Annotated in this window: 20 protein-coding genes, 1 rRNA gene and 1 riboswitch; of the genes, 5 read left to right on the top strand and 16 right to left on the bottom strand. The window is 42.0% G+C overall.

Translation table 11 applies throughout. The annotated features are described in order from the left end of the window. Nucleotides 1–243, bottom strand: a 16S ribosomal RNA gene (locus L4C39_RS18120); the annotation flags it as partial. A 609-nt stretch (nucleotides 244–852) separates the two neighbouring features. On the opposite strand from L4C39_RS18120, the gene L4C39_RS18115 reads away from it, so the two are divergent. After that, the gene (locus L4C39_RS18115; RefSeq protein ID WP_017051822.1) at nucleotides 853–1,305 is read left to right on the top strand and encodes an RNA recognition motif domain-containing protein; all 453 of its coding nucleotides are present in this window, start codon (nucleotides 853–855) and stop codon (nucleotides 1,303–1,305) included. Here the strand turns inward: L4C39_RS18115 and murI are convergent. From murI to L4C39_RS18100, 3 genes are read right to left on the bottom strand one after another with little or no spacing between them, the layout of a single operon-like run. Continuing rightward, nucleotides 1,268–2,071, bottom strand: coding sequence for a glutamate racemase (gene murI, locus L4C39_RS18110; protein ID WP_029203276.1), 804 nt, complete (start codon nucleotides 2,069–2,071; stop codon nucleotides 1,268–1,270). The two genes, L4C39_RS18115 and murI, sit on opposite strands and share 38 nt — an antisense overlap. Before the next feature lie 56 nt (nucleotides 2,072–2,127). Beyond that, nucleotides 2,128–2,805 (bottom strand): Dph6-related ATP pyrophosphatase, encoded by a 678-nt coding sequence (locus L4C39_RS18105; RefSeq protein WP_429747298.1) that lies wholly within the window; start codon nucleotides 2,803–2,805, stop codon nucleotides 2,128–2,130. Nucleotides 2,806–2,847: 42 nt separating this feature from the next. Beyond that, nucleotides 2,848–4,662: a TonB-dependent receptor domain-containing protein gene (locus L4C39_RS18100; protein ID WP_429747296.1), complete on the bottom strand. Its 1,815-nt coding sequence runs from the start codon at nucleotides 4,660–4,662 to the stop codon at nucleotides 2,848–2,850. Nucleotides 4,663–4,702: 40 nt separating this feature from the next. Further along, nucleotides 4,703–4,907, bottom strand: a riboswitch (cobalamin riboswitch). A gap of 154 nt (nucleotides 4,908–5,061) precedes the next feature. On the opposite strand from L4C39_RS18100, the gene trmA reads away from it, so the two are divergent. Continuing rightward, on the top strand, nucleotides 5,062–6,171 hold the full coding sequence (gene trmA / locus L4C39_RS18095) for a tRNA (uridine(54)-C5)-methyltransferase TrmA (protein ID WP_429747294.1): 1,110 nt from the start codon (nucleotides 5,062–5,064) through the stop codon (nucleotides 6,169–6,171). Between the two features lie 62 nt (nucleotides 6,172–6,233). On the opposite strand, the gene L4C39_RS18090 is transcribed toward trmA, so the two are convergent. Both L4C39_RS18090 and fabR read right to left on the bottom strand, forming a co-directional pair. Next, nucleotides 6,234–6,611 (bottom strand): YijD family membrane protein, encoded by a 378-nt coding sequence (locus L4C39_RS18090; protein ID WP_017051817.1) that lies wholly within the window; start codon nucleotides 6,609–6,611, stop codon nucleotides 6,234–6,236. Continuing rightward, complete coding sequence (gene fabR / locus L4C39_RS18085) at nucleotides 6,611–7,252, bottom strand: HTH-type transcriptional repressor FabR (protein WP_029203275.1); 642 nt, start codon at nucleotides 7,250–7,252, stop codon at nucleotides 6,611–6,613. Before fabR ends, L4C39_RS18090 begins: the two co-directional genes overlap by 1 nt. A gap of 299 nt (nucleotides 7,253–7,551) precedes the next feature. Between fabR and sthA the strand changes: the two genes are divergently transcribed. Beyond that, nucleotides 7,552–8,952: a Si-specific NAD(P)(+) transhydrogenase gene (gene sthA, locus L4C39_RS18080; protein WP_017051815.1), complete on the top strand. Its 1,401-nt coding sequence runs from the start codon at nucleotides 7,552–7,554 to the stop codon at nucleotides 8,950–8,952. Between the two features lie 134 nt (nucleotides 8,953–9,086). Here the strand turns inward: sthA and dinF are convergent, their stop codons facing one another. The 3 genes from dinF to lexA form a co-directional block, all read right to left on the bottom strand. Further along, entirely contained in the window at nucleotides 9,087–10,457 is a 1,371-nt protein-coding gene (gene dinF, locus L4C39_RS18075; protein ID WP_429747291.1) for an MATE family efflux transporter DinF, read from the bottom strand. A gap of 114 nt (nucleotides 10,458–10,571) precedes the next feature. Then, nucleotides 10,572–11,384, bottom strand: coding sequence for a class I SAM-dependent methyltransferase (locus L4C39_RS18070; RefSeq protein WP_371730970.1), 813 nt, complete (start codon nucleotides 11,382–11,384; stop codon nucleotides 10,572–10,574). Between the two features lie 83 nt (nucleotides 11,385–11,467). Next, the gene (gene lexA / locus L4C39_RS18065) at nucleotides 11,468–12,082 is read right to left on the bottom strand and encodes a transcriptional repressor LexA (RefSeq protein ID WP_029203273.1); all 615 of its coding nucleotides are present in this window, start codon (nucleotides 12,080–12,082) and stop codon (nucleotides 11,468–11,470) included. A gap of 469 nt (nucleotides 12,083–12,551) precedes the next feature. Here lexA and plsB point away from each other — a divergent pair, with 469 nt between their 5' ends. Next, nucleotides 12,552–14,972 (top strand): glycerol-3-phosphate 1-O-acyltransferase PlsB, encoded by a 2,421-nt coding sequence (plsB, locus tag L4C39_RS18060; protein ID WP_113798847.1) that lies wholly within the window; start codon nucleotides 12,552–12,554, stop codon nucleotides 14,970–14,972. A gap of 109 nt (nucleotides 14,973–15,081) precedes the next feature. Here the strand turns inward: plsB and ubiA are convergent, their stop codons facing one another. Both ubiA and L4C39_RS18050 read right to left on the bottom strand, forming a co-directional pair. Beyond that, nucleotides 15,082–15,936 (bottom strand): 4-hydroxybenzoate octaprenyltransferase, encoded by an 855-nt coding sequence (ubiA, locus tag L4C39_RS18055; RefSeq protein WP_429747288.1) that lies wholly within the window; start codon nucleotides 15,934–15,936, stop codon nucleotides 15,082–15,084. Further along, nucleotides 15,937–16,476 (bottom strand): chorismate lyase, encoded by a 540-nt coding sequence (locus L4C39_RS18050; protein ID WP_113798845.1) that lies wholly within the window; start codon nucleotides 16,474–16,476, stop codon nucleotides 15,937–15,939. A 151-nt stretch (nucleotides 16,477–16,627) separates the two neighbouring features. Between L4C39_RS18050 and L4C39_RS18045 the strand changes: the two genes are divergently transcribed. Next, nucleotides 16,628–17,035 (top strand): flagellar basal body-associated protein FliL, encoded by a 408-nt coding sequence (locus L4C39_RS18045; RefSeq protein ID WP_017051809.1) that lies wholly within the window; start codon nucleotides 16,628–16,630, stop codon nucleotides 17,033–17,035. Nucleotides 17,036–17,172: 137 nt separating this feature from the next. Here the strand turns inward: L4C39_RS18045 and glpG are convergent, their stop codons facing one another. The 5 genes from glpG to ftsE form a co-directional block, all read right to left on the bottom strand. After that, nucleotides 17,173–18,006, bottom strand: a complete 834-nt coding sequence (gene glpG / locus L4C39_RS18040) for a rhomboid family intramembrane serine protease GlpG (protein ID WP_113798843.1) — start codon at nucleotides 18,004–18,006, stop codon at nucleotides 17,173–17,175. Continuing rightward, nucleotides 18,007–18,327, bottom strand: a complete 321-nt coding sequence (gene glpE, locus L4C39_RS18035; RefSeq protein ID WP_113798842.1) for a thiosulfate sulfurtransferase GlpE — start codon at nucleotides 18,325–18,327, stop codon at nucleotides 18,007–18,009. 398 nt (nucleotides 18,328–18,725) lie between these two features. Continuing rightward, the gene (gene rpoH / locus L4C39_RS18030) at nucleotides 18,726–19,583 is read right to left on the bottom strand and encodes an RNA polymerase sigma factor RpoH (protein ID WP_017051806.1); all 858 of its coding nucleotides are present in this window, start codon (nucleotides 19,581–19,583) and stop codon (nucleotides 18,726–18,728) included. Between the two features lie 206 nt (nucleotides 19,584–19,789). Further along, complete coding sequence (gene ftsX, locus L4C39_RS18025) at nucleotides 19,790–20,761, bottom strand: permease-like cell division protein FtsX (RefSeq protein ID WP_113798840.1); 972 nt, start codon at nucleotides 20,759–20,761, stop codon at nucleotides 19,790–19,792. Further along, nucleotides 20,751–21,425: a cell division ATP-binding protein FtsE gene (gene ftsE, locus L4C39_RS18020; RefSeq protein WP_017051804.1), complete on the bottom strand. Its 675-nt coding sequence runs from the start codon at nucleotides 21,423–21,425 to the stop codon at nucleotides 20,751–20,753. The genes ftsX and ftsE overlap by 11 nt, the downstream gene beginning before the upstream one ends. Nucleotides 21,426–21,446 lie beyond the last annotated feature (21 nt).

Genomic DNA, 21,446 nt, shown 5'->3' with positions numbered 1-21,446 from the left:
TCCCACCTAGGCATATCCTGACGCGAGAGGCCCGAAGGTCCCCCTCTTTGGCCCGAAGGCATTATGCGGTATTAGCCATCGTTTCCAATGGTTATCCCCCACATCAGGGCAATTTCCTAGGCATTACTCACCCGTCCGCCGCTCGACGCCGAAGTAGCAAGCTACTTCTCGTTTCCGCTCGACTTGCATGTGTTAGGCCTGCCGCCAGCGTTCAATCTGAGCCATGATCAAACTCTTCAATTAAAGTTTTTTGCATCCTAAGATGCGGCTCAATGAATACTGACTTCAAAACTAATATTTACCGAAGTAAACATGTAATTCTAAAGCTATTATCATTCCAACAGAATGATAATGAATTGACTGTGCCAAGTTCTAAGAACTTGTATTGGTCACTCAGTTCATTGATATCTTTTGTTTCGACAAAGCGAAACTARTGATTATCATCAACGAGTGCCCACACAGATTGATAGGTCTAAATTGTTAAAGAGCTTTTCTAGCTTGCCTTTCGGCATGTCGCTAGGGGTGCGAATAATACGCTTCCCAATTTAAGAGTCAATATGTTTTTAAAAAAACTTATTTTCTCTACTGATTTCGAATCGTGACTTGCGTCTCGTTCTGTGTCAGTGAGGCGGCATTATAGAGATGAATGAATTTATGACAAGTACTTTTTTGCAAAAAATTTCTGTTCGTTTAAAATACAAACAATCCATTGTTTATCGAATAAAATTTCAACATTTGAAACGCATCACATCAATGGGTTGGAAAAACGTCAAGCATGTACGTAAGATTCATGTATCTATTATGTTAATAGTAGATGCGTCTATTTCGTTACTTAAAATGTAGTATTCATATATGAACTCAAAAAAATCTATCTTGTTAATCGTCGCTCTAGTTGTTCTAGGTGGCATTGTATTCTCGCAGGTTGCTATTTCCCCTGCGCTAACTTTTGTTATCGGTGTTTTGGCTTCCGCTTTTATTCTTAATCTTTCAAGCACCAAGTCGGCAAGTGAGCCTGAACAAAACCCATCAACTAAAACTCTTTATGTAGGTAACTTACCTTATAAAGCCAACGAATCTCATGTTCGCGAATTGTTCTCTGAGCAGGGTGAAGTGTTTGCTGTACGCCTAATGAAAGATAAGCGTACTGGTAAACGTAGAGGGTTTGGTTTTGTTGTTATGGCAAGCAATGATGTGCAAACGGCTATTTCAGCATTAAATGATAAGGATTATATGCAGCGAACTCTGAAAGTACGTATTGCAAATGACCCTAAACATCCTGAAATTGATGAAGCTGAACAGGAATAAAGCCTAGCTGATTCAATATAATATTTAGTGCGTCCTCTTTTATAGGAGGCGCACTACAAAAAATTTGATTCATTCCTACCTGACTTTTCTCTTTTATCTCGGTGAGTTCGAGCAACTCTCCAACTCTCCGCGCAATTGCTTTTCCTGAATCGATTAATACAACATTCGACCCTAACACTTGTTGAATCTCATCTCTAATTAGAGGGAAATGAGTACATCCCAAAACCGCAACATCAATATGATTAACTAAAGGCGATAAAATCGTCGCAAGTTCATCGATATTGACACTTTCGCCTCTTAGCTTTTCTTCTCCCATATCAACTAATCTTGTAGAGCCAAGGAGTTTTACGTTTTTATCTAGAGAGAAGCTCTTAATGAGATCATGTGTGTACTCTCGAGTGACAGTTGCTGGTGTAGCGATAAGTCCCACGGCTTTGGTTGATAGCAATGATGCAGGTTTAATGGCAGGAACCACACCGACAATCGGTATAGTTAACTCTTCTCTAAGAGTCGGAAGTACTATTGTACTGGCCGTGTTACAAGCAATAACAACAAGGTCAACCTCATGCTTGGCTACAAAATCAAGCACAAGAGCTTTGACTCTCTGTATTAATACACTTTGTTCGAGCTCACCGTATGGGTAAGCTTCGTTATCAAAAATATAGATGTAATCAAGTTGAGGTAAGAGGCATTTGATTTCTTGATATACAGATAAGCCACCAACACCCGAATCAAAAACCAGCACTCGTTTACTTTGTTTAGACACGCTTCAGCCTCGAGAAAAATACGCAGCAATAATACTCGCTCCTAATATTTTGGCAATCACCTCGAATTTTCGTTCAAGGTTGCTAAATATTTTTGATGACTAAAACGCCCTTCACTATCGATATTTTGTAGCACAATATCAATGCTCCCTTTAAAGCAAGGAGCGTTCGTCACCAACGTGTGGAACTCGCCATCTTCGCCACATGGATCAACCGAACTTGGCAGGTTCTTCAGTAATTCCTTTGTATACGCTTTTCCACACCAATCATTCGCTAAATGCTGGCCATCGACCGTCACGATAAATGTTTGAATACCACGTTGAATGATCTCTTCAGCAAGTTCTTCGCTTGGTGTACCCATCAGTGGGAAAACGCATTCCCAGCCAGCAGGTTCAATATATTCTTTTCTGTATTCGGCAATACCGTTACAAAACATATCCCCAAACGCTACGGCTTGAATGTCTAATGAGCTTTGCTTTAAACCATCAACAATTGCTGATTGGTATACCTCATTACTTGGAAAGACTTCAGGCAGCTCTATTAAGATTAGAGGCAAACCAATAAGATGGGCTTGCATCTCAACGACAGCGATTGGTGTTGCTTGAAAGGGAACCAGGTTTCCAACATATGTTGTATAGAGGCCAACCACATCATAATCTGGATCTTCAATTAGTCTCTCTAAAGTTAAAGTTGAGTCCTTGCCTGATGACCAACTAATGACAACGTTCTTTTTCATAATTATCCCTAATGAAAAACCGCCCGAAGGCGGTTTAGATATTTAGAATTGATAGCTTAAATTAGTAAAGAACCGACGCTCTGGAGCATTATAGCCCAGCGACGTTTGGTATTTTTCATCAGTTAAATTATCAATTTTACCGCGAACAATTAGTTCAGGACTGATCCAGTAGCCAACAGACACATCCCAAAGGCTAACTGATGGCAGCATATTTCCGGAAATATTGGTTTCATCAGGATTCCCCAATCGCTCACCGGTATAAAGGTAAGTTAAGTTGAACTCAACATCTTCATAGTAAGCATCTAGCAACCATTTATAATTTTCATCTGCTCGTTTAGCGAGTTTGTTGCCTCTAGAATCTTTATGATCTTTAAATTCAGCAACTATCGTGTGATGAATAAATCCGGTATCAAATCCAGCTGAAATCTCGATACCTTTCAGCTTCGCATCTACATTTTCGGCATACCATGGGCTTCCTTGGTACCAGATAATCAAATTGTCGGCTTCATTGTTATAATAAGTGACATCAACATCAATGAGATCAAATTGGCCACTATATCCAATTTCACGATTGATAGACTCTTCGGCTTTCAAATCTGGGTTGCTTGATAAATCAGAATAGCTAGGCGCTTTAAAAGCCGTACCTATATTTGCTCGCACTTGATGATTCTTAGCGACACTATAAGATCCACCTAAACTCCAAGTGGTATAATTGTCGTATTTATCATGCTTATCATTACGAACGCTCGCGTTTACATGAAAGCGTTCATCTTTAATATCACCAGAAACATAAACACCAGTCGTATTTTGAGTCTCCCCGACTAGTGGGTCTAACCCCCACCCAACAGAATCATCACTGAGCTTTTCTTGTCTCCAATCCGCACCGGCACCAAGAGAAACCAAATTGTTTATTGCATAAAGATTGAGGAATTGAACACTAGTTTGATCAATAAATTTCTTAGTTCCCGCTCCATCTTTACCTTCTGCAGAAGTATATTCCAGGGAATCAATGCCCTGTTGATTTACTCGAAACACGGAATTGAGTTTATCACCTTGATATTGTACTTCTCCGGTTACACTTAAGTTTTCTGTATAACCAAATTTTTTCCCAAATGAATCGTACTCCGCCAAGCTATCAAACCAACGAACAGAAAGTGAACCTAACCACTGTTTTGAAATTTGATGCGAATAGCCAGCAAAAATATTGCTGCTTTCATATCCATAATCCAGCCCTGTTGCAGGGTCTTTAATATCAAAACCTTCAGTTTCTTCAAAACCACCAGCAAGTTTAAGCGTACCGCTTGCCGCTACTTTTTTTGTTGTCGAGAAGCTAGCTTCACGCTGGTTGTCACTACCCGCACCAATATTTACAGATGTTCTTTCTTCTGCATCTTGTGTGCTTGTAATTATATTGATGACACCAGCAATCGCATCAGAACCATATAAAGCGCCACCAGCTCCTTTAATAATTTCTACACGCTCGATTAAGCCAATTGGAAAGTGATTAAAGCTAACTTTGCCTGCCGATGTTTCAATTCTTACACCATCAACCAAGACTAAGACATGATCACTATTGTAGCCACGCATAAAAATAGAGGCACTTTGCCCACGGCCACCCGTTTGAGAAACCTCAATTCCAGGCACTCGTTTTAATACATCAACCAATGACTTTGCTTGGTACTCTTCAATTTCTTGTTTGGTAATAACAGTAGTTGAAGCAATAACTTCATTTAGAGGCTGCTCAAAGCGATTAGCCGTCACCACCATGGTTTCATCAGCAGAGGCTTCTTGGGCATGTAAATAAGAGATAGGGGTAAGCAGCGATGCTACAGCGATCGCTAAAAGGGATTTGTTCATTTTGTATTCCTAAATCGCGTAAATTCCGACTAAATCATCCGATATGACTCAGCTGCTGGCAGGTATTCGGACTTAAGAGCACAGCCAATAGGCCACCTTATATTTAACTTCCCACACAAACCTATGTGCAGTGTTTGACAAATACTCGTTCTCTTTTACCGCTGCGCGTCAGTTCTGGATTTACACCAGATTCCCTTTTCGGCCATCTATACATCTAAAATGGCACCAGCTCGCGAGGATAGTATTAAGCTATTGATAGTTTGTCTAGTTAAAGATAGGCATAAGCTATAGTTTTTAGGACACAATTTAGACGGATTACACAACAGCACTGGACAAGCGCGAGGGATTGAATAAAATCTGCGCTCTGATTTAAATGCACGCGACCAAAAAGGCATGAACATGGCGACTCTAGATGTAAACCCGCAACGCTACCAAGAACAATTGGCCGAGAAGGTTGAACGCCTTACTCAAATGTTTACTCAATACAACGTGCCTGAATTGGAAGTCTTCAAATCTCCAGAGCAGCATTATCGTATGCGTGCAGAATTTCGCGTCTGGCATGAAGGTGACGATCTCTACTACGTCATGTTCAATCAAGAGACTAAAGAGAAATATCGCGTCGATCAATTCCCAGCAGCGAGTCGATTAATAAATGATTTAATGCCACTGCTTACTGATGCCATGAAAGAGTGTGAGACACTGCGTCATAAATTATTCCAAGTCGATTTCTTATCAACACTCAGTGGTGAGATCTTAGTCTCTCTGCTTTACCATCGCCAATTAGATGAAGCATGGATCGAGAACGCCAAAGCTTTAAAACAGCGACTTAATGATGAAGGGTTCAATCTAAACATTATTGGCCGTGCGCGTAAGATGAAAATTGTATTAGACCGCGATTATGTCATCGAAAAACTGGACGTAAACGGCAAGCCTTATATCTACCAACAAGTCGAAAATAGCTTTACTCAACCCAACGGTGTAGTTGCAACGAAAATGCTAGAATGGGCTATCGATTGTACTCAAGATAGCAGTGGTGACTTACTTGAGCTGTATTGTGGGAACGGTAACTTCTCATTAGCTTTAGCTCAAAACTTTGACCGTGTATTAGCGACTGAATTAGCAAAGCCATCGGTTGTGTCTGCACAATACAATATTGAAGCAAACCATATCGATAACGTGCAAATCATCCGAATGTCTGCTGAAGACTTCACAGAAGCAATGGAAGGCAAACGTGAGTTCCGTCGCTTGAAGCAAGCTAACGTTGATTTAAAGAGCTACAACTGCAACACCATCTTTGTTGATCCACCTCGCTCTGGCATGGATGTCGATACCTGTAAGATGGTTCAAAGCTACGAGAGAATCATGTACATCTCTTGCAACCCTGAGACACTACAAGAAAACCTAGATATTTTAAGTGAAACTCACAACGTGACTCGCTTTGCTCTATTTGACCAATTTCCATATACGCACCACATGGAAGCAGGCGTGTTCCTAGAGCGCAAAGCGTAGAACAGAATTGAAAGCAAAAAAAAACGAGCCACTTTCGGCTCGTTTTTTATTTTAAAAATCACTTACTCAGCCGTTGGACGATCCATAAAGCCAAGTTTCTTGCCGACCCAAGCCAACAGAACAAGCATTACCATAATCGAGAAAAAGTTTGAGCCTGCTTCTGGATATTGTGCTTTTACGAAAGCGGAGTGGCCAAACATCCCGACAAAGAAACATGCCAAACCAACTAATGGAATATCTTCAGATACAGGACGGCTTAGATACTCTTGGTATAGCATCTGAACAGATAGTACCAATGCAATTAGTGGAAAAATAGAAAACGAAACTTCGCTCATTGTCATCCAAGACAAAAGAGCATCACCACATACACCCGCGATGAGTGCTAATACCAACGTTTTTTTTTCAGACTTACGAGTTGTAGCATTATTTTCATTCGACATTATTCAATCCTGCCTTTTAATCGGTTACGTTCACGTTCTTTGCGATACCAAAAAGCGCCCTTGGCAATCATTCGCAACTGCATAATCAATCTTTCTTCGAGCTCTTCTCGCTCATGTTTTTCTACATCTAATACTTCAGCACCAGAACTAAAAACAAGAGTGACCGACGCCTCAGCTTGAGTCATCGCCTCTTCTCTATTCATACCAGTGGTAATTAAATATTCTGTCAATTCTGCGGCAAAATGTTGGATTTCTCGAGCTACCGCAGTTCTAAATTCAAATGAGGTACCAGAGCGTTCACGTAATAAGAGGCGAAAAACGTTAGGATTACTCTCGATAAACTCCATAAAGGTCTCTACCGATGTCCGGATCACGCTGCCTTCTTTGACTATTCTTTGACGAGCTTGTCGCATCAGCTGTCTTAATAGTAATCCGCCCTCATCAACCATAGTTAAGCCTAACTCATCCATATCTTTAAAATGACGATAAAAAGAGGTAGGTGCAATACCCGCTTCACGAGCGACTTCTCGTAAGCTTAAATTCGAGTAACTTCTATCTGCACTCAGCTGACTAAATGCAGCGTCAATCAATGAGCGACGAGTTTTCTCTTTTTGCTGTGCGCGGATTCCCATGGACTTCATAGTTAACTAGGTCTTCTGTTGGTTATCATTGAATGATGTGTAGTGTTTAATATAACGCGAATAACGACGTAATTTAAGCTTTACATTCACCCACTTGAATAACCCAAAGACGTTAATACACCCAGAGATCCAATTGCAATCGACAACTCTGTATTTGGAGACATACCGCATACCAAATTTGAGAATTAGATGAATCTGCGTGATCCGATCCACTCTCTGGGGTGCTTTTCATTTACCAAGACCACTAATCAGTTAAAATCTCGCTACAGCAATGTTAATAATTATAACAAGGATGAATTATGGCACATTCCAATCACTTTGACGTGATCGTAATTGGTAGTGGCCCCGGAGGTGAAGGGGCAGCAATGGGATTAACCAAAGCGGGATTGAATGTCGCTATTATTGAAAAGGAGAGCAGCGTTGGAGGAGGGTGTACCCATTGGGGCACGATCCCATCGAAAGCATTGCGTCATGCGGTCAGTCGTATTATTGAATTCAATAACAACCCCCTATTCTGTAATAACAACTCCAGCATTCACTCGACGTTTTCTAACATCCTTGGTCATGCCAAATCAGTCATTGATAAACAGACTCGCTTACGCCAAGGTTTCTACGATCGAAACCAATGCACCTTGGTATTTGGTACCGCCCGATTTACTGATTCTCACACAATCTCGGTCACTCAAGCCGATGGAACCATTGAAATCTACAGTGCCGATAAATTTGTGATTGCCACAGGCTCGCGCCCTTACCAACCCGACAATGTCGATTTTTTACATGAACGAATTTATGACAGCGATTCAATTCTATCGTTAAAGCATGACCCTCAACACATCATCATTTACGGTGCGGGAGTTATCGGTTGTGAATATGCTTCGATTTTCCGTGGCTTAGGCGTCAAAACAGACTTGATTAATACTCGCGACCGACTTCTCTCTTTCTTAGATAACGAGACGTCTGATGCTTTGTCTTATCACTTTTGGAATAGCGGTGTCGTGATCCGTAACGACGAAACTTTTGAGAAAATTGAAGGCACTGATGACTGTGTGATCGTCCATTTAGAGTCTGGCAAGAAAATGAAAGCCGACTGTATTCTCTATGCCAATGGACGAACCGGTAATACTGATAAACTCAATTTGGAAGCGACGGGGTTATCTGCGGACTCTCGTGGTCAAATTGCGGTGAACCAAAACTATCAAACTGAGATAGACCATGTCTACGCTGTCGGGGATGTGATTGGTTACCCTAGCCTAGCCAGTGCCGCCTATGACCAAGGTCGTTTTGTCGCTCAAGCGATCACTCATGGTCAAGCGAAAGGTCATCTGATTGAAGATATCCCGACGGGCATTTATACCATCCCGGAAATCAGCTCAGTAGGTAAAACAGAACAAGAGCTCACCGCAGCAAAAGTGCCTTATGAAGTGGGACGATCTGCGTTTAAACATTTAGCGCGCGCACAGATCTCAGGTAAAGATTTAGGTAGCTTAAAAATACTGTTCCACCGAGAAACAAAAGAGATCTTAGGCATCCATGTTTTCGGAGAGCGTGCTGCGGAAATTATTCACATTGGTCAGGCTATTATGGAACAGAAAGGAGAGGCGAATACGATTGAGTACTTCGTCAACACAACCTTTAACTACCCTACAATGGCTGAAGCTTATCGTGTAGCCGCATTAAATGGGCTGAATCGCTTATTTTAACCTTCATATTTGCAAACCGATATCGGTTAGGTCGCGATGGGATTAAGTCGCTATAAGCTGATGTAACGCTAGAGTTCTCCTTCAAATAAAAACGCCCTCGTCAGTGAGGGCGCTTTATTATAAAATTTAATTAATCAGGCAACACTGCTCTTAATGTCAAAATCACCTAAAAACGTCCCTTTCTTCCATTGATAGATAAAAATAGTTCCCAAACCAATGCCACGCATTAGCATAAAACCGATCATCGCCAACCATAACGCATGATTACCAAGTGAAGAAAAAAGGAAAAAGAGTAGAAAGAAGCCGCTGGTTGCAATAAACATACTATTTCTCATCTCTTTGCCTTTCGTTGCACCAACAAAGATACCATCCAACAAAAAACACCACATCGCCGCGAGAGGCATAACTACAAGCCAAGGTAAATAGGTATTGGCAAGCTCTTGGACCTCACCGATAGAGGTGATCAACAGGATCATGTGCGATCCCAAAAAAGCAAAAACAAAGGTCAGCCCAACGCAGATGATCAAGCTCCAGAAAAAAGTACCTATGAGCGATTGATTTAGCTCCGCACGATCCCTAGCTCCAATCGCTTTTCCAACCATGGCCTCCATCGCATATGCGAAACCATCCATGCCATAAGAGATCATCATTAGAAAACTCATCAATACCGCGTTAGCAGCAACCACTTCATCACCAAAGTTCGCACCTTTAAAGGTCATAAAGCTAAACGCGGCCTGCAAGCAAAGTGAACGTAAGAAAATATCACGATTTAAATTAATGAATCGGCTTAAACCAGAACGAGCTTGAGACAAAATCGCCATTGGGGAAGGCAGTGATTTTTGTCGCCACACCCGAGCGACACATAGCAAACCGAAACTCATCCCTGCATAATCCGCTATAACGGAAGCAAAGGCAGCACCTTCGACCTTTAACCCTAACCCCATTACAAAAAGAATATCGAGTGCAATATTAGTGACATTGGCAATAATCACCATCCACATAGGCGCTTTCGAATTTTGCGTTCCGAGTAACCAGCCTAAAATGACAAAATTAGCTAACGCTGCTGGCGCACTCCAAGCTCGAATCGAAAAGTATTGCTCTCCGTATTGCTTAACTTGTTCACTCGCATCGCTAAAAGCGAAAATAATATCGGCGACGACGCTGTGTAATAGCAAGAAAATAAATGCAAAACTCAATGCCATTCCAACACCCTGAACAAAAACCAAAGCCAGTTGGCGTTTATCCTCGCCGCCATATGCTTGAGCAGCAAGTCCTGTGGTCGACATTCTCAAGAAACCAAGTAACCAGAAAGTCACGCTGATCATCATGCTACCTAAAGCCACACCGCCGAGGTACCAAGCATGCTCAAGATGACCAATGACGGCGGCATCCACTAAACCTAATAAAGGAATCGTGATATTGGATAACACCATTGGGATAGCAAGCAACAACACGCGTTTGTGTACTGCTTGATTGGATAAAGTTTGGAAGAATAGATTCTGCACGCTCACCTCTTTGGTTGATGAGCGAGTGTAGCTTAGTCGAATTTCAGCCGCTACTCATTCAGCGGTGATCTCATACGCGACAATCAGCGACATCAAAGCAAGGCTCTAACTCACCTACCAGCGAAGTTGAATAAGAACGGGGGTTAACCTCTGCTTTAATGAGGGGAAACGGCATAACCATCGCTGCCAAAATTTCCAACGGCTGCAGTTTTTATCGAGTGGCGAAAATTGTCTGATCCATTGCGCCCATGGCAGCCAATTCAGTACTTTCTCACTAGGAGATGAAAAGCCGTGTTGATAATCACTAGAACCTAAACCTTGACCAATACGGGAAGAGGTTTGATCTCCCGCGAGAACCAAGCACGCATGAGCTTGAACAAAATGACGGCCTAGGGCTTGTACAAAGTTGGCAACCTGCTTTTCTGAACAATCTAACAACGCTTGTTCACACAAGAGCATCACAGGGGCTTGCTCAGGAATGTTCAACTTATCGAGCCATGATAAATCATTCACAGATCCACAGCTCAATTGGTAACGTTCATTCTTGTGAAATAGTTTCTGTCGCCACACTAGGTTTTCAGTGACATCCAGCTCAAGCCAATGACAACGACCGTTATCAATACGATAAAAACGAGTATCGAGCCCAGCTCCAACGTTAATCACCCACGCATCTGGGTATTGTTGTAAGAACAGGAGTACTTGTGCATCGCATAATTGAGTAAGAGTGGCATGAAGGAGTTGTTTCTGGTCAACATTCCCAGATAAGCATTCAGCAGCAAGATAGCAACGTTGACATGCTTGGGCTGCGATAGGGTCATACACCAGTCCATTATCAACTAAACTTTCTCGGCTTCGAAGCCAAAGAGGTTGTAACAAATTGGCTGGAATTTGATAACTAGAGTCAGTTTTTTTATTTGGTCGGGGCATCATCATCTTCCTTATGTCACCATAAAGAAGATGATAATGAATATCAATTACACTTGCAAGTTATTGAGAATAAATCCCATAAACTACATCCAGTCTGTATTACGAATAATACCAACGGCGATGCCTTCAATCGCAAGATGTTGAGATGTGAGGTCAACTTGAATTGGCGAGAACTCTTCATTCTCAGCATGTAATAGTACGGTAGAACCTTTACGCTCTAAGCGCTTAACCGTTACATCTTCATCGACACGAGCCACGACCACTTGTCCATCATGCACATCTTGTGTCTTATGAACCGCAAGTAAATCTCCGTCCATAATTCCGATGTCTTTCATGCTTTCGCCATTTACGCGCAGTAAGAAATCCGCTTGAGGCTTGAACATACCAGGATCCACTTTGTAGTGAGTCTCCACATGCTCCTGGGCTAAAATTGGCTCACCTGCGGCAACTTGTCCAATGAGAGGCAAACCCTCATCAGGGGCATCTTCCAGAAGGATACGAATACCGCGTGAAGCTCCCGGAATGATTTCAATCGCTTGTTTTCGAGCAAGCGCTTTTAAATGTTCTTCTGCAGCATTCGCAGAACGGAAGCCAAGTTCACGGGCAATTTCGGCTCGTGTTGGTGGCATTCCGGCTTCTTCAATCTTACTTTTGATTAGATCGAAAACTTGTTGCTGGCGGGGCGTTAACGGCTTCATAAGTCACCTGTCTTTTTATACAGTTGACTGTGAGTATATCCAGTAAGTGGTGAAATGAAAAGCTAATTGGTTGTTTTTTAATTTGTTTCATAAAGACGCACGAGTTCCTGCATCATTACCGAGGAAAAACCTCTCTTTTTTAGTCTTTTAATCTCTTCATTCATTGCGAGAACGACTGAACTATTCATACATTCAGCCGATTAAACATCAATGCTTCTAGAACGATGGTTTAATATTTTTTAACCCGTTATCGCGTATACTTAAATTTAGTGAGTGAATACTTTTACATTAATTGATGCTCACATGACTAATACCATTAAAAGGTTAGACCAGTTTCTGGTATTCTTGCATCGCTTAAATTTAACGCTTATGCCTATCTCTATTTTTTTCCTAAGCCTTTCTGTCTTATGTGGTTGAAAGTAAAGATACGCCTATGTATTTTTTATAACTTTCGAGGCTGCGAACCTTTATGTCTTCAGGGCACTCTTTCTCACGTTCATTACTAAAATTACCCATGTCATTATTAGTAAAAGGAACGGCTATTCCTTCAAATCCTATTGAAGACCATAGTATTGATATCAATAAACCCATTGTTTATGCATTGCCTTTTCGCTCCAGTGTCGACCTACTGACTCTTCAAAAACATGCTCTAGAGTTCGGGCTACCCGATCCACTTTCACCTTTAGAGATCAATGGCCAATCCTTTAAACGTTTTGTGTTTATCTCATCACGACCTACGATTGTTCAAAATGATCAGCATGTTCCAAGTGATTCAATTTCGTTATTCTCAGAGCTACTAAAATTACATAGCTTGGATTCTGAGTTAGACGTACAGGTTATCCCTGCGACGGTACTTTGGGGTCGCAAGCCAGGTAAAGAAGATAAACAGAAGCCGTACTTGCAAGCGATGAATGGTTTACAAAAAGCGAAAGCCGTTATCGTATCTGGCCGAGACTGCCTCGTTCGCTTTAGCCCTGTGGTATCACTACGCCATATGGCAGATACCCACGGCACCGACGAAACTATCGCGCACAAATTAGCTCGAGTGGCTCGAATTCACTTTTCTCGCCAAAAACTGGCAGCATCTGGCCCTAATTTACCTAATCGCATGGTGCTGTTTGATCGCTTACTGAAATCAGCGGTTATTGAAAAAGCGATTGAAGAAGAAGCACAAGCCAAAAACATCCCGATAGAGAAAGTGCGCAAAGAAGCCCAAGCGATCATGGATGAAATTGCTGCGAACTTCTCATATTCGCTCATCCGAAATGGTCAAAAAATATTGGGCTGGGTATGGAATAAAATCTATCAAGGTCTGAATATTAATAATGCGGCAACCGTGCGTCGTTTAGCACAAGATGGACATGAAATCGTTTATGTTCCTTGTCACCGCAGCCACATGGACTACTTACTACTTTCTTATGTGCTTTATCATGAAGGTATGGTTCCACCACATATTGCCGCTGGTATTAACTTAAACTTCTTCCCTGCGGGTCCTATTTTCCGCCGTGGTGGCGCGTTCTTTATTCGCCGTAGCTTTAAAGGCAATAAATTATATTCGACTATTTTCCGTGAGTATTTAGCAGAGTTGTTCACTAAAGGTTACTCTGTCGAATATTTCAGTGAAGGTGGACGCTCTCGTACTGGCCGCTTGCTGCAAGCGAAAACAGGTATGCTTGCGATGACGATTCAAGCCATGCTCCGTGGATTGGATCGCCCTGTTACGTTAGTTCCGGTTTACATCGGCTACGAGCACGTAATGGAAGTGGGCACTTACGCCAAAGAGCTACGCGGTAAACGCAAAGAGAAAGAGAATGCGAGTTTAGTTCTACGAACCATTCGTAAACTGCGTAATTTCGGCCAAGGGTACGTGAACTTTGGTGAGCCAATTCCTCTGAATCAATACCTAAATGAACATGCTCCTGAGTGGAATAAAGATATTGATGCGATGGGCACAACCAAACCACAATGGCTAAACCCTGTGGTTAATCAACTTGCCACTAAGATGATGACGCATATCAATGATGCTGCTGCCACCAACGCGTTAACTTTATGTGCCACCGCTCTATTGGCTTCTCGTCAGCGTGCATTATCTCGTGATTCATTGATCTCTCAGATTGACTGTTATCTATCGATCTTAAGAAATATTCCTTACTCAGCAACCAGTACAATTCCAAGTGAGAGTGCGGCTGAGTTAGTGAAACACGCGGAGTCACTGAATAAGTTTGTTATCGAATCTGACAGCATGGGTGACATCATTTCACTCGATCGCAACCAGTCGATTTTGATGACTTATTATCGCAATAACATCATTCATTTAGTTGCCTTGCCTTCGCTCATTGCACAGATGTTGATTCGTCATCGCCACTTATCGATTCAACAAGTCCAAGAGAATGTTGCGAACATTTATCCTTTCTTAAAGAAAGAGCTGTTCTTAAGCTATGAAGATGAGCAGTTAGATGGCGTAGTCACGGCGATTGTGAATGAACTTTCTCAACAGAAAATGCTCACGATTGATGACGATGTCATCTCAATCAATGAATCAAATAGCCAGACGTTAATGCTGCTAGGACGCACAATTACAGAAACGCTACAACGCTACTCGATTACGATGAACTTATTGGTATCAAACCCTGAGCTAGGTAAATCAGATTTAGAACAGAAGAGCCAAGATATCGCTCAGCGCTTAGGTCGCCTACACGGTATCAATGCACCAGAATTCTTCGATAAAGGCGTGTTCTCTGCGATGTTCAATACATTGAAAGAACAAGATTATCTCGACCAAGATGGTAACTGTGACTTAGAGAAAACGCGTGAATTCTCTAATCTACTGTTTTCTATGCTTTACCCAGAGATACGCCTAACCATTCAAGAAAGTGCTTACCACGCTTAAGTGAGCGTTGGTAACACCATGATCAAAAAGGCATCCTACCGAGGGATGCCTTTTTTCTATCTTTCTATCTTTCTATCTTTCTATCTTTCTATCTTTCTATAGCTTTTGGTTACCAGTAAGCAATAAACAAACCCAATGTGACAAGCATGCCGACATAGTTATTATTCAAAAAAGCTTGAAAGCAGAGATCACGATCTCGATGACGAATTAGGTGCTGCTGATAGACAAACAGAGCGCCAACGATTAACAATGCCCAATAATAACTCGCCCCTAGCATTAACCAGTTACCCAGCACAATCAGCATCGCTAGCGATATTAACTGAAAAGAACCTACCGCCATCTTATCAAAACGACCGAATAATATAGCCGTCGATTTGATGCCGATATTAAGATCATCATCTCTATCCACCATGGCATACTGAGTATCGTAGCCAATTGTCCATAGTGCATTAATACCAAAGACAAACCACACTAACGTCGGTAATTCACCAGACTGTGCAGCCCAAGCCATAGGAATCGCCCAACTGAATGCCAAACCGAGGAACAGTTGTGGTAAGTGGGTAAAGCGTTTCATGAATGGATAGATGAACGCTAACACAAGCCCGACAAAAGAGAGCTGAATGGTGAGTGGGTTCATGGTTAATACCAGCAGAAAAGAGACCACTGCGAGCACTAAAAACAGCCCTACCGCCTCTTTCGAGCTCACTTTTCCTGCGGGTAATGGACGTGACTTGGTTCTTTTTACATGCCCATCGACTTTGCGGTCGGCAAAATCATTAATCACACAACCAGCAGCACGCATTAGAATCACACCTGCGACAAATACCACAAGCACGCTTACATCTGGGATGCCTTGTGCTGAAATAATTAATGCCCAAAGGGTCGGCCATAAGAGCAACAAGGTTCCAATCGGTCTGTCCATACGCATCAACTGCCAATAGGCGCGAGCTTTCGATGCTGTCATTTACACTCTCTCCTTAGAGTAAATTGGGGATGTCGGTAAAAATAGTTCAGCCACGAGCATCGGCTTATGGTTCATCCATAACCGAGAGCGACGAGCCAATAGTGGACCATCAGGAGTCATAATAACTCCCACTTGCAAGCCATCACGCTTAACGGCATCAGCACTGAACACGGTCAGCCCTAATGGGATATCCCCTTGCCTTGCTAAATCATACTGCTGATCAATCAATGTTGAACGTGGGATCAGTGTTCGACCTACAACCCAAGCTTGTTTATCACCACTCAACACCACTTCTCGTAATAAACATTCTTGAGGAGATAATAAGCTCGTTTCGTCATCCTTGAGTACGGACATATCAACAATCTGGTTATGTAACAGTTCAACCGTCAAATTCTGACAATGTTCACCTAATCGACGTGAAAGTGATCCTTGCTCTAAAAGCCATTGCTTGGCAAATTCACTCGGGAACACGAAATTTTCTATTTTTTGCCACTCTACCTCTAATAAATAAGATAGATAAGGTGCTGTAAGTTGATTCATACTAGTATTCAATTAGTGGCTTTATATCGTACAATAAAGCTTCAATGAGTGGTCACTCTGACCATATTGTTTATTATAAATTTTTGACTCTCCATTGTACCAAGACAAAGGCGTTTCGAATATCGAGATAAGAGAAAGAAAAGTTAGCACTATGTATAAACGTTATATAACCCAGATACTTCTCGCATTCAGCGTTCTTATGTCGCTCCCAACCGTTGCGGAAGAAGAAGCGGCTCCAACATTGGCTTACTTTACATTAGAACCGGATCTAACAACCAATTTTCATACCAAAGGTAAGAAGCTTGGCTATATTCAAGTTCGTATCGATATCATGGTCGCTAATTCAGCAGACTTAGCGACGGTGGAGCTTCACCAACCATTAATTCGTGATGCTGTTATTGAGCTACTTGGCCAACAATCAGAAGATACCGTAAAATCACTCTCAGGACGTGAAGATTTGAGAAAAGTGTTAGTTGATCACCTAAATACGATTTTACTCCCTGAAACGGGAAAAACGTTAATCGCCGATCTACTTTTCACAAAATATCTTTATCAATAAAACGCGTCACCAGTAAAGCTTTCTATTAATAAACCATCTATTAATAAGCTCTAGACCAATGAGGTCTATACCGATGAAAGAACCAAAAAAGCGACTTCATGTCGCTTTTTTTATATTCAAACCCAACAGAAAGGCTATTACGCTTTCTTATATTTAGCACTGTCGATGTAGGCAAGAACAACACCGCTGAGCAAACCTGCTAAGTGTGCACTATTTGCTATCGCCATAAATGGTTGAACAAACCCCAGAACGAGCCATACCAGCATGAACCCCACTATTGGTTTTGGAATCGATAAACCTTGATGTGGCGCACGAGTGCCAAAGACCCATAAGTAGCCAACCAATGCATACACAACCCCTGAGAGCCCACCAAAATTAGCCCCTTCAATCCAGTATTGCCCTGCTCCTGATAAAGCGGAAGAAATGACGAATATCTGGGCGAGCTTGAACGCACCCAGCTTTTTCTCAATATCGCCGCCAAGTTGCCACCACCACAGAACATTAAATGCGATGTGCATGACAGAAAAGTGCAATACAGCATGGCTCAACCAGCGCCAAATTTGCCATTGTTGTCCTTCAATTGCGGGGAAATGCAAAGCAGAGAATATCTGCTGTCCAAAACCAACTTGTTGCAAAATAAAAACGACAATACAAGTCAGCATAATCACAAGAGTAAAAGGTCCAGCCTTTGCTTTTATCATGGCTAGCATGCTTGGCATTGGATAATGTAGTACGTTCTTTCTCGTTTCAGCCACATCCCACGATGCAGCTTGGTATTTACTCTGCTGAGGGTTTTGCAAAAATTGATTCAGTTCAGATTCGACCTCAATTTGAAATTGCGCATCCCTGAGCCACAATGCAAACTGACCACTTCCTTCAGGCATCATCTGAACTTCAATTTGACGCGTTGCCATATAATCAATGAACGATTGGGCAACTCGAGGATTATTTAATGTGATCAGTCTTATCATTTAGTGATTCTCTATTGGTAACTGTGCACGGTGCCAAGCTTCAAACCCACCATCGACACTATAAACTTGTTCAAAGCCTTGGTTAATTAGATATTGTGCCGCACCTTGGCTACTAATTCCGTGGTAGCACATAACTAAAATAGGCTGTTCAAATTCTACTTCATCCATAAAGGAAACCATACTGTCATTGGTCAAATGGTAAGCCGATTTCGCATGAGCAACAGCAAAAGACTGTGGGTCTCGAATGTCGGCAAGGCGAGCGCCTTTCTGATCTATCAGGTTGTTGGCATCTTGAACATTAATGTGTTGAAACTGTTCCATTGACTTTCTCTTAGGCTAATTATTATTTAGTCATTGTAACCTATCCCAAGACAAACAAGCACAGACACTCAGTAGGGTTATCCACTAACGTTCAAAAAACCATCGTTTGTGGATAAAGCTGTGGATTGCGTTGATAAAGTGTTACCTACAAATTAGATCCACTATATATAGTAATGATCCTTATTTATTTGTGTGTAAGATGGAAAGTATCCCCACAAGACAAACCGCTCTCCTGCCTTGATACACCCTGCTTTTTCACTACTGTTGAAGAATTACCCCACAGACTTACCCACAGGTAAAGTTGTCATATACGATCTTATTTCGATTTATTTTCGATCACCCACAAAAAAGCCGAGATCAAATGATCTCGGCTTTTTCATAATATTTGTTTGAGGTCGTTAGAACTCTCCAACCGCCAGTTTCAATTTCTTCATGGCATTTTTTTCTAGTTGGCGAATTCGTTCGGCAGAAACACTGTAAGTTTCGGCCAACTCTTGCAAGGTCGATTTATTATCTTCTAACCAACGAGATCGCACGATATGCTGACTGCGCTCATCAAGAGTAGCCAAAGCGAGCCCTAAGCGGTTATTAGTATGCGACTCCCAGTTATCCGCCTCAATGTTTTCTGCAACATCTGAAGCATGATCTTCAAGATACAGAACAGGAGCAGTATAAGCAGAAGCTGAATCATCATCGTCAGAAGGCATTTCAAACGTTGGATCTTGAGCAGCCAAGCGAGATTCCATTTCACGAACTTCAGAAGGGTCGACACCCAACTCTTTCGCTACCGTCTCAACTTCACCATTATTAAACCAACCTAAGCGTTTTTTTGACTTACGTAGATTAAAGAATAATTTACGCTGAGCTTTTGTCGTTGCTACTTTTACGATACGCCAGTTACGTAATACATACTCATGGATTTCAGCTTTAATCCAATGAACAGCAAAAGAGACCAGTCGGACGCCCACTTCTGGGTTAAAGCGTTTTACCGCTTTCATCAAACCGATGTTACCTTCTTGGACAAGGTCGGCCATTGGCAGTCCGTAACCGGAATAACCACGAGCCACATGGACAACAAATCGAAGGTGAGAAAGGATCAAACCTTTCGCTGCATCGATTTCACCCTTGTAATGTAGTCGCTCAGCTAGACTGCGCTCTTCTTCTGGTGTCAGCATTGGGTAGCTGTGAGCAGAACGAATATAGCTGTCTAAACTGTCTTGTGTGACTAGAGCCATTGGGTATGCTTGCTTTGTCATTCAATTCCTCATCAATCTCTGATCTGGAGTATTACCTACTTCGAATCGATTAAACTTACATCGATTGAGTATTCTAACCGCCTATCTTGAACCTAAAATGAACAGGATTCAAGTTGGGGGAAGTTATTATGCATAAACTTTCCCCTGATACAAGTCAATAAATAAACCACAGAGCTTACTTATTGCTTAAATATGACCCCATTCACTTATACAGGTTCAATTTCTTTTAGGTGCCTTTGTGCAGAAAGCTTCGCAGCCATACAACCGAGTAACGTCCCAAGCATGAGCAACAATAAGGACTCATCCCAACTCAAGCCTATTAATCGAAATTGACTGTCATAAAGCCGAGCAAGATCGGCGACAGTACTGTTAAGTAATACGGTTATTAATGCGGTTAATACCCACGCACTTACCGCACCTAACAGACCAAACCACATTCCTGAATAAAGGTATGGGCGTAATATAAAGCTATCAGTCGCACCGATAAGCTTCATGGTTTGGATTTCATCTTTATTCGCCAATACATTAAAGCGTAATGTATTACCTACAATCAAAAATACGGCACCAACCATCAAAATCGTTAATGCAATGACGATTGCCGTAGCTAACGTCTGAATGGCACTCAACCGAGCCAACCAATCTTCATCCAAACGCACATCTGTCACTTCTTGTTTCGCTTGAACCTGCTTAGCGATACCTTTTACTTCTGTGTTATCACTCACATTAGGAGTAATAACAAGGACACCGGGCAAGGCGTAGTCATCAAGCAGACTGATCGCTTGATCAAAACCAGAATACTGACTTAATTCACTGAGGCCTTGTTGTGGAGAGATATATTCGACCCCCGCCACCACATCCCATCGTTCAATTTCATCTTTAAGCACCATGACCCGGGCGTCTGGCATTCCTTCTTCTATATAAGCACTCACTTGCGAAGAGCCCGTAACATCTTGTGCCGCAACTGAAATATTTTTACCCAATAAGTAAAGACAAGCTGGCATGCTCAATGCCATTGAAATAACGGCTAGGGTTAATAAGTTGCCTAAAGGGCGGCTCCACAATGCTGAAAATGAGGATTTTGCTTGGTTGATGTGGATGCGAATGAAACCATCTGTTTTTGGTCGGTAGCCCGTTCGAGATTTATTTTGGACTTTTTTATTACGACGATTAGCGGCCATAATCTTCGACCTCACTCAAAAAACCTTGATTCAACTCTAAGTGACGATACTGAGGTCGAGAATTCACAAGGCTGACATCATGCGTCGCTAATAGAATGCTGACACCTGCACGATTAAACTCTTCAAATAGCTTAAGCACTCGGCTGGAAAGTTCTGTATCTAAGTTACCAGTAGGTTCATCGGCCAATAGTAGCGTTGGTCGGTTAACCACTGCTCGTGCAATGCCAACGCGCTGTTGCTCACCACCAGACAGTTGGCTTGGCAAACAACGCGCTTTATCCAATAGATCGGTTTTATCTAATGCTGCCGACACTCGGCGTTTTATCTCATTTTCAGAGATAGATTCAATTCGCATTGGTAGCGCGACGTTCTCAAATACACTGCGATCCATTAACAATCGGTGTTCTTGGAAGACAATACCAATGTTACGACGCAAAAAAGGGATATCTTTGTTTGGGATTCGCGTGATGTCGTGATTATTAAAACTGATTTTGCCATCAGTTGGTCTTTCAATCGCGCAGATCAATTTCAACAAGGTACTTTTACCTGCACCAGAATGCCCCCCCAAAAACGCCATTTCACCGCGACGTAAATGAAAATCCACTTTCTGCAATGCTTGTCGCCCACCGCGATAAGCTTTACTCACTTGTTGAAATTTGATCACCGAATATATCCTCTTACAAGT

The sequence above is a fragment of the Vibrio clamense genome, from assembly GCF_050337905.1.
GTDB classification, from domain to species: Bacteria; Pseudomonadota; Gammaproteobacteria; order Enterobacterales; family Vibrionaceae; genus Vibrio; species Vibrio cortegadensis.
Note: the sequence above shows the minus strand (reverse complement) of the source record. Positions and strands in the feature narration are given on the sequence as shown.